The organism is Paracoccus shanxieyensis (assembly GCF_009711265.1).
Lineage (GTDB): Bacteria > Pseudomonadota > Alphaproteobacteria > Rhodobacterales > Rhodobacteraceae > Paracoccus > Paracoccus shanxieyensis.
In genome coordinates, this window is sequence record NZ_WMII01000017.1 from 59,190 (window position 1) to 68,706 (window position 9,517).

Sequence of the window (9,517 nt, forward strand, 5' to 3'; positions counted from 1 at the left end):
GATGGAGAATCACCATGTCAGATGCCGCCGCCGCCAGCACCGCCGATGCGCCCGCCAAGGGCAAATCCAAGCTGGTGCCTATCATCCTGGTCGTTGCCATGCTGGGGGCAGGCTTTGCGTCGACCTATCTGGGGTTCTGGTCGCCCATGTCGCTGATGGCCACCAAGCACGAAGAGGCACCGGCACCCGAATTGCCGCAGGTGCAGTTTGTCGATGTCCCCCAGATCGTGCTGAGCCTGTCGGGGCCCGCGGCGCGCACGCTTGTCATGACCGTCAAGCTGGAAACCGACGCCACGCACCGCCCCGAGGTCGAGCATCTGCTGCCGCGCCTTTCCGACGCCTTCAACAGCTTTCTGGCCGATGTCGACCCCTCGGCCTTCGAAAAGCGCGGCATCCTGGACATCGTGCGCGATGAGTTGGCGACGCGCGCCGTCTTCGTTCTGGGCAAAGAGGCTTTCAGTGACATCCTGATTACGGAGTTCCGCATCCAATGACGCTTTCCCAGATCCTTCAGATCGCGCTGCTGGCCTTTTCGGCGGGGCTTTCGGTCTTTTGTTTCGTACTGGCGCGGCGGTTGCGCAGGCTCAATGACCTTGAAACCGGTCTGGGCGGCGCGATTGCGGTCATGACCAGCGAAATCGGCCGGCTGGAGCGTTCGATACAAGCCGCCAAGGCCGAAGCCACCCGCGCCACGCAAGGTCTGGCGGGCGAAATCGAACGCGCCAAAGAGGAACGAGCCTTCTGGCTTTTGCAACAGAAGTTCTCGGCCGGGGCGCAGGCATCCGCGCCGCGCCTGCAACGTCGCCGCCGCCGGGCCGAGGTCTCTGCCGATGCGTAAACATGTGCTTTCCGTGCTGGGCGGCGTGATGGTGCTGGCCGCCGCGACGCAAGCCGTGATGTTTCTGGATGGCCGCGACCGGATGCGCGCCCATGCCGAGCCGGGCGCGCTTCTGTCGGGCTGTACCGATGTCCCGGAAGCCGTCGCGCTGGCTGACACCTTGCGCCAGCGTGGCCTGCGGATCGAGCGTTACATGCAGGATATCGACCGCCGCAAATCCGAGCTTGCGGTGGCCGAAAAGCAGCTGACCGACAAGCTGATCGAATTGCGCAAGCTGCGTCAGCAGATCCGCGACCACGATACGGGCAGCAGCCGCGCGCAGAACGACGATATCGCCCGCATCATCGCCCTTTATGACCAGATGAAGCCCGAACAAGCTGCCATGGTCCTGTCGAACCTGCCGCCCGATTTTGCGGCGCAGATCCTTGCCCGGGTGCAGCCTGAAACCGGCGCGCGCATCATGGCCTCGGTCGATCCGGGGCAGGCCGCGCTTTTGACCTCTTACATGGGCGCGGTGCGCGCCAGGGGAATGAACCCATGATCGGTCTTGTCGGAATCGTCGTCACCTTCGCCATGGTCTTTGGCGGCTATCTGCTGGCCGGGGGCAAGCTTGGCGTCATCATGCATTCGCTGCCCTATGAGATGATGATGATCGGCGGCGCGGCTGTCGGGGCCTTTCTGCTGTCGAATGAAATGTCGGTCATCAAGCAGTCGCTGGGCGGGATCGGCCGTTCGGTCAAGGGGCCGAAATGGCATGAACAGGATCTGCAGGATGTTTTGTGCCTGCTGTTCCAGCTGCTGCGTATCGCCCGCGCCAATCCCGTCGAGCTGGAGGGCCATATCGAAGATCCGGCGAATTCCCCCATCTTTCAGACCTATCCCAAGATCCTTGCCGACGCGCAGGCGGTCGAACTGATCGCCGATACGCTGCGCTCGGCCAGCCTGAATTACGACGACCCCTATCAGGTCGAGGAAATGCTGTCCCAGCGCATCGGCCTGATGAACGAAGAGGCCATGCATGCCCCGCACGCGCTGCAGAACATGGCCGACGCGCTGCCGGCGCTTGGCATCGTCGCCGCCGTTCTGGGCGTCATCAAGACCATGAGCGCGATCGATCAACCCCCCGAGGTGCTGGGCAAGATGATCGGCGGCGCACTGGTCGGCACCTTTCTGGGCGTGTTTTTGGCCTATGCGATCGTGGCGCCCTTCGCGCAGCGACTGCAGGCCGTGATGAAACAGGATCAGTCCTTCTATGATGTCATCAAATCGGTTCTGGTCGCGGGCCTGCACCAGCACGCCACCAACCTGTGCGTCGAGGTCGGGCGTCAGTCGGCCCCCGAACATGTCCGCCCCAGCTTCGGCGATCTTGAAAACGCGCTGCGCGATCTCAAGAGGGCGTCTTGATCGGGGCGCTGATGGTCGCAGCAATCCTCAGCGGTCCCGCCGATACGGTGGCGACCGCCGATCCGATGATCGCCGAGATCACTCAGTGGTTGCTGAACGGCGATCCGCTGCCGGTCGATCTGAACGCGCGGCTGCGCCAGCTTGAACCGGCCGAGCGTCTGCGGGCGCTGGTCTTTCTACGCCGTTCGGGAATGCTGTCGGGCACAGGCTGGACGGCGGATCAGATTCTGGCCCCTGCAGAGGCAAAACACGAATGAGCATCGCCGAAACCGTTCCCGCCACGGGGCTGCCTGTCCGGTCGCTTGCGATCACGGCAGGCCTTGTCATCGTTGTGCTGTCCATCGTGCTGCCGCTTCCCGCCTCGGTGCTGGATGTCGGCATCGCGCTGTCCATCGCCACGGCCACGCTGATCCTTGTCATGGCGTCGCTGGTCGAAAAGCCCACGGATTTTCAGGCGTTTCCTGTTCTGCTGCTGGTGTCGCTGCTGATCCGGCTGTCGCTGAACGTGTCGTCGACGCGGCTGATCCTGACGCATGGCCAGAACGGCCCCGATGCGGCGGGTCACGTCATCAACGGTTTCGCGGAATTCGTCGCCGGAGGCTCGATTCTGGTCGGGCTGACGGTGTTTATCGTCATCGCCTTGGTCAATTTCATGGTGATTACCAAAGGCGCGGGCCGGATGGCCGAGGTTTCGGCCCGGTTCGCGCTGGACAGTCTGCCCGGCAAGCAGTTGGCCATCGATGGCGACCTGAACTCGGGCGCGATCGACCACGAAGAGGCCAAACGCCGCCGCATTCAGGAACAGCGCGAGATCAGCTTCTACGGCTCGCTGGATGGTGCGTCGAAATTTGTCAAAGGCGATGCGGTGGCCGGTCTGGTCATCATGTTCATCAACCTGTTCGTCGGCCTTGCCGCCGGGGTTCTGGTGCATTCGATGCCGATCGGCGAGGCGCTTTCGACCTATTCCAAGCTGACCATCGGTGACGGGCTTGTGACGCAGATCCCGGCGCTGATCACCTCGATGGCGGCGGCCTTGCTGCTGTCGCGCGGCGGGGCCACGAATAACACGGCCGACCTTCTGTCCAGCGACATGATGGCCAATTGGCAGGTTCCTGCGGTGGCGGCCGGGGGGCTGATGCTGGTGGCGATGATCCCCGGCATGCCGTTGGGGATTTTTCTGACGCTGGCGATCGGCCTGGGCGTTGCGGCCTGGGTCATCCGCAAGCGGCAGCTTGCCACTCCCGAGGTTGAAAAGGCCGAGGCCGAACAACAGCCTGCCTTGCCCGCCGCCACATCGCGGATCGGCGATGTGCTGGATACCGAAGAAATCAGCGTCGAAATCGGTGCGGGCCTGATCATCAGCGCGCTTGATCAGGGACGCGGGCTGGGCCAGCGGATCAACAACCTGCGCCTGCATGTCGCCCGCAGCTGGGGCGTCATCCTGCCGGATGTGCGCATTACCGACGGCACGGGTTTTGCGGATGGCGAATATGTCATCAGGCTGCAGGGCGTGGTGCGCGGTCGCGGAGTGCTGTTGCCTCAGGCGGTTCTGGCGCTGGGGCCGGAAGACATGTTGCGCGACATTCCCGGCCAGGAGGTGCGCGAGCCGGTCTATGACAGCTCGGCCAAATGGATCAACCCGGATCGTCAGGAAGACGCGGCCATCGCCGGTGCCACCGTCGTCATCCCCATGGAGGTCTTGTCGACCCATCTGATGGAGATCGTCAAATCCAACCTCTCGGGGCTGCTGACCATGTCGCTGATGCAGCGCATGATCCGCGAATTGTGCAGCATCTCGGACACCCACCGCGCCGAGCTGAACCAGCGTTTCTTCGACGCCATGATCCCCGACAAGGTGGCGCCGGAAACCCTGCTTGCGGTGCTGCGTGGCCTGCTGGAGGAACGGATCTCGATCCGCAATCTGGTGCTGATCACCGATGCCGTCCACGAATCGCGCACGGCACCCACGCCCGAGGCGATCTATGAACTGGTGCGCAAACGCCTGCGCGGCCAGATCACCGAACAGTTTTCGACCCCGGACGGATATCTGGACATCCTGCAGTTGCACCCGCAATGGGAGGCCGAGATCGCCCGGGCCGAGCTTGAGGCTGGCCGCACCGGCAGCGCGCCCGTGCCGCAATTGCAGCAGCGGCTGGTCGAGGCGCTGCGCAAGGTTCAGGCCGGGCTGCCTGCCGGGGCCGACCCGGTCCTGACCGTTCCGGATCATCGCCGCCGGCTGATCCGGATGATGCTGGGGGCATCGGGGGTGGCGGTGCCGGTCATGGGGCTGGATGAGATCGACCCCATCGCCAAGATCCGGCTGATCGGAACCGTGACGCCATGACCGATCTGCTGGCCGATCCCGCGCTTGCCCGCCTGCTTTCGGCTCTGGTCCTGACATATTGCCGTATTCAGGCCTGCCTGATGGCGCTGCCCGGCTTTTCCATGCGGGTCGTGCCTGTCCGGGTTCGGGTCGCCGTGGCGATGTCGCTGACACCCCTGCTGGCGATCCACGCCCAGACGCCCGTCCAGATCGACACGCTGCCGACGCTGGGCATGCTGGCCGCGGCCGAGATCGTGACCGGCCTTGCGCTTGGCGGACTGGTGCGGCTGTTTGCCTTTGCTTTGGACATTGCGGCATCGGCCATCGCGGCGACCGCGTCGCTGTCGCAGATCATGGGCGTCGCGAACGAGTTTTCGCCCCATCCCATCGGCAACCTGATGCACCTTGCGGGCTTGGCGCTGCTGATGGCGATGGGCTTTCCGATCCTGATCTGCGACCTGCTGCGCGAAAGCTTTCTTCTTCGCCCGGTCGGTGCGTGGCCTGATCCGGCACAGATCCTTTCCGCCGGGATTGCCCTGATCCAGCGCAGTTTTCTTCTGGCCATGCTGATGGCCGCGCCGTTCATTCTGGGCGGCTTTCTGTTTCAGGCGCTGTCCGGTATGGTCAGCAAGGTGATGCCTGCCCTGCCGGTGATGTTCATCGCAGCACCCGGCGCGATCCTGCTGGCCCTGCTGGCGCTGACGGTGCTGACGCCTTCGGTGCTGTCGATCTGGGCCGAAGCGGTTTTCAATGTCGTCGAATTCGATCTGCCATGAGCGAACAGGACGAAGATCGGCAATACGAAGCCAGCGAGCAAAAGCTTCGCCGTGCCCGCGAAGAGGGCGATATCCCGCGCTCGACCGAACTGGGCGCGGCGCTGATGTATCTTGGCGTCTGGCTGGCATTCTTGCTGGCCGGGGCGCGGCTGGTGCCCGACTGGCTGGATATGGCGGCCCGCGCGCTTGGGGCGGAACGCTGGCCAGATGGCCGGGGTCAGTCGATCATGGATCTGTCGCGCGGCATCGCGGGATATGCTGGCGGCGCGGTGCTGGCCTTCGTCGCGATCATCTGCGTGCCGATCATGCTGGGGCTGGTGGTGCAGCGCTCGGTCGTCTTTACGCCCAAGAAGCTGCTTCCGGATCTGAAGCGGATCGATCCGATGAAGAATGCCGCGCAGAAATTCGGCAAAAGCGGGCTTGTGACCTTTGCGATCTCGGTCGCGAAGGTCATCCTTGTCGGGATCGGCGGCTGGTTGCTTTACGCATCGCTGCTGGGTTGGATGATGACATCCGAGGCGATGGCCGATCTGCAATGGGTCAGCGGGCTGGGCACGATCCTGCACCAGGCATTATGGCTTGCGCTGGGCATCGGCATCGCCTTTGCCGCCATCGACATGCTGTGGAAACGGCTGGAATACATGCGTCGCCAGCGCATGTCCCGCAAAGAGCTTCAGGATGAACACAAGGACAGCGAGGGCGATCCGCATATGAAATCCGCCCGGCGTCAGAAAAGCGTGGATATCGTGCTGAACTCGATGCTGGCCGATGTGGAAAAAGCCGATGTGGTCATCGTGAACCCGACGCATTACGCCGTGGCGCTGGAATGGAAACGCGGCAGCGGCCGCGCGCCGGTCTGCCTTGCCAAGGGCGTCGATGAAATCGCCGCGCGGATCCGCGAACGTGCGCAGGAACATCAGATCCCGCTTTGGTCCGATCCCCCCTGTGCCCGAGCGATCCATGCCACCGTCGAGATCGGCGCAGAGATCAGATCCGAACATTTTGCACCGGTCGCAGCCGCCATCCGCTTTGCCGAGGCGATGCGCAAAAAAGCCAAGTCGGGCTGGGGCGGCTTTCCGCTGCCAAAAAGCAAAGGCGGATCATGAGCGCGGACAGACGCAAACTTGCCGGGCTGCGACATATCGCCCAGCTTCGTGCCGATACGGAAATGCAGCGGCTTGCGCTTGTCCGCGGTCAACTGGACGCTGCCACAGCCAGGGTGGCGGGCATCCGCGATGCCTTGCAGGATCTGTATCAAAACGACGCGCCCTTTTCGGTCGAGCAATCCCGGATTGCAAATGCCCTGGCCGGCAGCCACGCCCGCGCCTTGCTGCAGGCCGAAGCCGAGGTTAAAAAAATCGCCTCCAGTCATGAGGTTGCCACAAACCTTGCCCTGCGCGAATTTGGGCGCAGTCAGGCGTTGAGGCAACTGCAAGACAACCTGACTCGCCAATCGGCGAAACACAGCCGACGATCGGAAGATTTAACGTAACGTTAATATTATGAAAACAGCGCCTGCTGGAGATAAAATAAACTTGCTACGTGGCTGCAGAACAACGATTCTGGACAGGTCACAGCACGCCCTTCCGACAAGACCAGACCTTTCACAATTTGCTGAGGCTTCTTGTCAAAATTAAGCCTATCGGTGCGTTAGGCGGTTGAAAATTCTGCAATAATGTCTGTCAACGGTCTAAAATTGCTAAACATTTTTAATTTTCCGGTCAACTACCATACATTTCATTAGTCAGACTAAGGCTATATCAATCAGGGGTTGATTGAGGCCCTCTTGCCTGTTTCACAAGCAGCACATCCGGTCCCCGGAGAAGCTGGGCTGGCTGTCGTATTCCTGTCATCCGCCTTCTGCGCGGTAGCATGGTCTTTGCAACCGGAAAGCATCAGAATATGAGGGGGTCCGACCTGGGCAAAAGCGGGATGCGCCAAGCGTCATGCGGCGCTGAGGCGGATACAAGTTGTTTATCGGTGTGGAGATTTGATTTCATGGTGCGAGCGCTTCCCGTGACCAAAGGCCGTAAGTTCCAGCAGGTTCTTGAGGGCGCACGGACCATCTTCCTCCGGGACGGTTTTGAAGGCGCCAGCGTCGATGACATCGCGCGCGAGGCAAGCGTCTCGAAGGCGACGCTTTACAGCTATTTTCCCGATAAGCGCATCATGTTCATCGAGGTGTTCCGCAGCGAACTGGCGCGGCAGGCGGCGGATGCCAGCGCGCTGGTCGAGGTCGATCTGCCTGTGGAACAGATCCTGCCCTTCATCGCCCAGATCATCTCTGCGCATATGGTGTCGGATTTCGGCCTGCGCATCTATCGCGTCAGCGTCGGCGAATCCGAACGCTTCCCGGCACTGGCAAAGGAATTCTACGAGTCGGGGCCGGTCCTGCTGCGCGAGCAGCTGATCAAATATCTTCGCCATTGCGTCGCCCGAGGCGAGCTGCACATCCCCGATTTTGAACTGGCCGCCGACCAGTTGATCGAACTGTGCAGCGTCACCGTGCATGATCAGGCGCTGTTTCTTGGCCCGGATTCGGTCGATAAGTCCACCTTGCGCAAGGTCAATCAGGCGGCCGTCAGCATGTTTCTGGCCTATTACGGTCGGGGCGGGTCGATCTTTCCTGCCGCCGCCGAGTGATCTTTCCACAGCCGCTGCGGCAGCCATGTCACGAATGCGTCGCGACGTGCGCCGCCTGCTTCATTTTTCAACCGCAGCGCCCTAAGGTGTCGCGATACGATTTCTGATGCTGGATGAACCTTGCGATGATCCGACCTCTTCTTGCGCTTGCAGCCCTTGGCCTTGTGACGGGGTGCGCCCCGGCCCCCGCCCCGGCCCCCGAGCCTGTCCCGGCGATTCAGCCGGTCCCCGTGACGCCCGTGGCTGGCATCAGCGGGCTGGAATCGCGGGAACCCGACGCCTGCCACGCCAAGGATTACATCTCGGCGCTTGGCCAGTCGGGCACGGTGATCCCCGGTCTGGGCATCACCCGCGAATACCGCGTCGTCGAATATCGCGGCATCGAGCCGCAGGAATATGATCCCCTGCGCATCGTTTTCCGGCTGGACGCAGCGGGCAATATCTACAACATCGATTGCGGCTGATGATGCGCGCGCTGCTGTTCATCCTGCCTGTTCTGGCACTTGCCGCCTGCAAGCCGATGGCCGAGACGCCACCCGCAGATCCCGCCGCCGACGACAGCTGCGGTGCCGCCCAGCTGCAAGGGCTGGTCGGGCAATCGAAAAACGTGCTGAGCTCGATGACATTGCCCAAAGGCAGCCGCGTCATCGGCCCGAACGATGCCGTGACGATGGATTTCCGTCCCGATCGCATGAACATCGAGATCGGCACAAACGACCGCATCTCGCGCATCGGCTGCTATTAAAGCATCAGCGGGGCGCGGCTTTCTGCGCCCCGACATCATGCGCTGCTTTGCAATTATAGGCGCGCCAAAGGTCAAGCCCGCGGAAGAAGCTGTTAAGCGGTGGCTTGTCACGCGAGAACAAGCGCAAGCAGCGGGGGTGATGCCATGAGACGGGGCAACACCATCGGCGCGGTTGTCTGCGCTGTCGCGTGGCTTGATCCTGCAAACGGGCATTGGCACAGTGCACGAGGCAATATCTTCGCAAAGCCCGACCGCAGCGCCCACCACAAGGCTGGCGGAGGTAGGGGTTGCGTCCTCGCCGACATGTTGTTTGCAACATAACAGTCGCTCAGTATTGCGTTTCTTTTGGGAACGGGGGCTGACACATGGCCGGACCGCAGTTTTTCCACCTTCAATCCTATTCCCGCAAGCCCAACAAAGCCGGGCAATCCATCGCGCAGGTGCCGGGCGAAGCCGCCCGCTTGCCGGAATTCTCCCAGCATGTGCCGGAACCCAAGCCTTGCCGGGTGATTTTCGGGCTCTCGCCCGCCGAAGTTCAAACGCGCCATGACGAGATGGTCGCGGCGGGCCGGTGCGAGGTCACGCTCAAGGACGGCACCACGGCAATTCGCGGCATCCGCAAGGACCGCCACACTCTGATGACTGCCGTGGCTTCGTACCCGGATAGTGCCCCGCGGCGTGGTGTAGGAGCGCCGACCCTCGGAGAGGTCAGGGCTTGTTCAGGTGGCCACGGCGGGCAGCCTGACGGTTGGATTGTCGGTCACACGGGCGAGCGTTTCAAGGCTCAT

General features: G+C 62.4%; 12 protein-coding genes and 1 pseudogene. All 13 read left to right on the plus strand.

Features of this window, described 5'->3' with window-relative positions:
* The first annotated feature begins 14 nt into the window (after positions 1 to 14).
* Positions 15 to 494 (plus strand): flagellar basal body-associated FliL family protein, encoded by a 480-nt coding sequence (locus GL284_RS16355; protein ID WP_155045719.1) that lies wholly within the window; start codon positions 15 to 17, stop codon positions 492 to 494.
* Positions 491 to 838 (plus strand): hypothetical protein, encoded by a 348-nt coding sequence (locus GL284_RS16360; protein WP_155045720.1) that lies wholly within the window; start codon positions 491 to 493, stop codon positions 836 to 838. Before GL284_RS16355 ends, GL284_RS16360 begins: the two co-directional genes overlap by 4 nt.
* Positions 831 to 1,379, plus strand: a complete 549-nt coding sequence (locus GL284_RS16365; protein WP_155045721.1) for a MotE family protein — start codon at positions 831 to 833, stop codon at positions 1,377 to 1,379. Before GL284_RS16360 ends, GL284_RS16365 begins: the two co-directional genes overlap by 8 nt.
* On the plus strand, positions 1,376 to 2,242 hold the full coding sequence (gene motA / locus GL284_RS16370; RefSeq protein WP_155045722.1) for a flagellar motor stator protein MotA: 867 nt from the start codon (positions 1,376 to 1,378) through the stop codon (positions 2,240 to 2,242). The genes GL284_RS16365 and motA overlap by 4 nt, the downstream gene beginning before the upstream one ends.
* 11 nt (positions 2,243 to 2,253) lie before the next feature.
* Entirely contained in the window at positions 2,254 to 2,499 is a 246-nt protein-coding gene (locus tag GL284_RS16375; RefSeq protein ID WP_230383130.1) for a hypothetical protein, read from the plus strand.
* A complete protein-coding gene (locus tag GL284_RS16380; RefSeq protein WP_155045724.1) occupies positions 2,496 to 4,586 on the plus strand; it encodes a flagellar biosynthesis protein FlhA in 2,091 nt (696 codons plus the stop codon). Before GL284_RS16375 ends, GL284_RS16380 begins: the two co-directional genes overlap by 4 nt.
* The gene (locus GL284_RS16385; protein ID WP_155045725.1) at positions 4,583 to 5,341 is read left to right on the plus strand and encodes a flagellar biosynthetic protein FliR; all 759 of its coding nucleotides are present in this window, start codon (positions 4,583 to 4,585) and stop codon (positions 5,339 to 5,341) included. Before GL284_RS16380 ends, GL284_RS16385 begins: the two co-directional genes overlap by 4 nt.
* Positions 5,338 to 6,447 carry a flagellar type III secretion system protein FlhB gene (gene flhB / locus GL284_RS16390; protein ID WP_155045726.1) on the plus strand — a complete coding sequence of 370 codons (1,110 nt, stop codon included), beginning with the start codon at positions 5,338 to 5,340 and terminating at the stop codon, positions 6,445 to 6,447. The genes GL284_RS16385 and flhB overlap by 4 nt, the downstream gene beginning before the upstream one ends.
* Complete coding sequence (locus GL284_RS16395) at positions 6,444 to 6,833, plus strand: hypothetical protein (RefSeq protein WP_155045727.1); 390 nt, start codon at positions 6,444 to 6,446, stop codon at positions 6,831 to 6,833. The genes flhB and GL284_RS16395 overlap by 4 nt, the downstream gene beginning before the upstream one ends.
* Positions 6,834 to 7,339: 506 nt before the next feature.
* The gene (locus GL284_RS16400) at positions 7,340 to 7,984 is read left to right on the plus strand and encodes a TetR/AcrR family transcriptional regulator (RefSeq protein WP_155045728.1); all 645 of its coding nucleotides are present in this window, start codon (positions 7,340 to 7,342) and stop codon (positions 7,982 to 7,984) included.
* A gap of 125 nt (positions 7,985 to 8,109) precedes the next feature.
* Positions 8,110 to 8,448, plus strand: coding sequence for a hypothetical protein (locus GL284_RS16405; protein WP_155045729.1), 339 nt, complete (start codon positions 8,110 to 8,112; stop codon positions 8,446 to 8,448).
* Positions 8,448 to 8,729 carry an I78 family peptidase inhibitor gene (locus GL284_RS16410; RefSeq protein ID WP_230383129.1) on the plus strand — a complete coding sequence of 94 codons (282 nt, stop codon included), beginning with the start codon at positions 8,448 to 8,450 and terminating at the stop codon, positions 8,727 to 8,729. Before GL284_RS16405 ends, GL284_RS16410 begins: the two co-directional genes overlap by 1 nt.
* A gap of 365 nt (positions 8,730 to 9,094) precedes the next feature.
* Positions 9,095 to 9,517: pseudogene (locus tag GL284_RS16415) on the plus strand (hypothetical protein); the annotation flags it as partial.

Bases quoted from the DNA above. Each gene is read 5' to 3' on its own strand.
- GL284_RS16355 (WP_155045719.1), top strand. From the start codon at position 15: ATGTCAGATGCCGCCGCCGCCAGCACCGCCGATGCGCCCGCCAAGGGC.
- GL284_RS16360 (WP_155045720.1), top strand. From the start codon at position 491: ATGACGCTTTCCCAGATCCTTCAGATCGCGCTGCTGGCCTTTTCGGCG.
- GL284_RS16365 (WP_155045721.1), top strand. From the start codon at position 831: ATGCGTAAACATGTGCTTTCCGTGCTGGGCGGCGTGATGGTGCTGGCC.
- motA (WP_155045722.1), top strand. From the start codon at position 1,376: ATGATCGGTCTTGTCGGAATCGTCGTCACCTTCGCCATGGTCTTTGGC.
- GL284_RS16375 (WP_230383130.1), top strand. From the start codon at position 2,254: ATGGTCGCAGCAATCCTCAGCGGTCCCGCCGATACGGTGGCGACCGCC.
- GL284_RS16380 (WP_155045724.1), top strand. From the start codon at position 2,496: ATGAGCATCGCCGAAACCGTTCCCGCCACGGGGCTGCCTGTCCGGTCG.
- GL284_RS16385 (WP_155045725.1), top strand. From the start codon at position 4,583: ATGACCGATCTGCTGGCCGATCCCGCGCTTGCCCGCCTGCTTTCGGCT.
- flhB (WP_155045726.1), top strand. From the start codon at position 5,338: ATGAGCGAACAGGACGAAGATCGGCAATACGAAGCCAGCGAGCAAAAG.
- GL284_RS16395 (WP_155045727.1), top strand. From the start codon at position 6,444: ATGAGCGCGGACAGACGCAAACTTGCCGGGCTGCGACATATCGCCCAG.
- GL284_RS16400 (WP_155045728.1), top strand. From the start codon at position 7,340: ATGGTGCGAGCGCTTCCCGTGACCAAAGGCCGTAAGTTCCAGCAGGTT.
- GL284_RS16405 (WP_155045729.1), top strand. From the start codon at position 8,110: ATGATCCGACCTCTTCTTGCGCTTGCAGCCCTTGGCCTTGTGACGGGG.
- GL284_RS16410 (WP_230383129.1), top strand. From the start codon at position 8,448: ATGATGCGCGCGCTGCTGTTCATCCTGCCTGTTCTGGCACTTGCCGCC.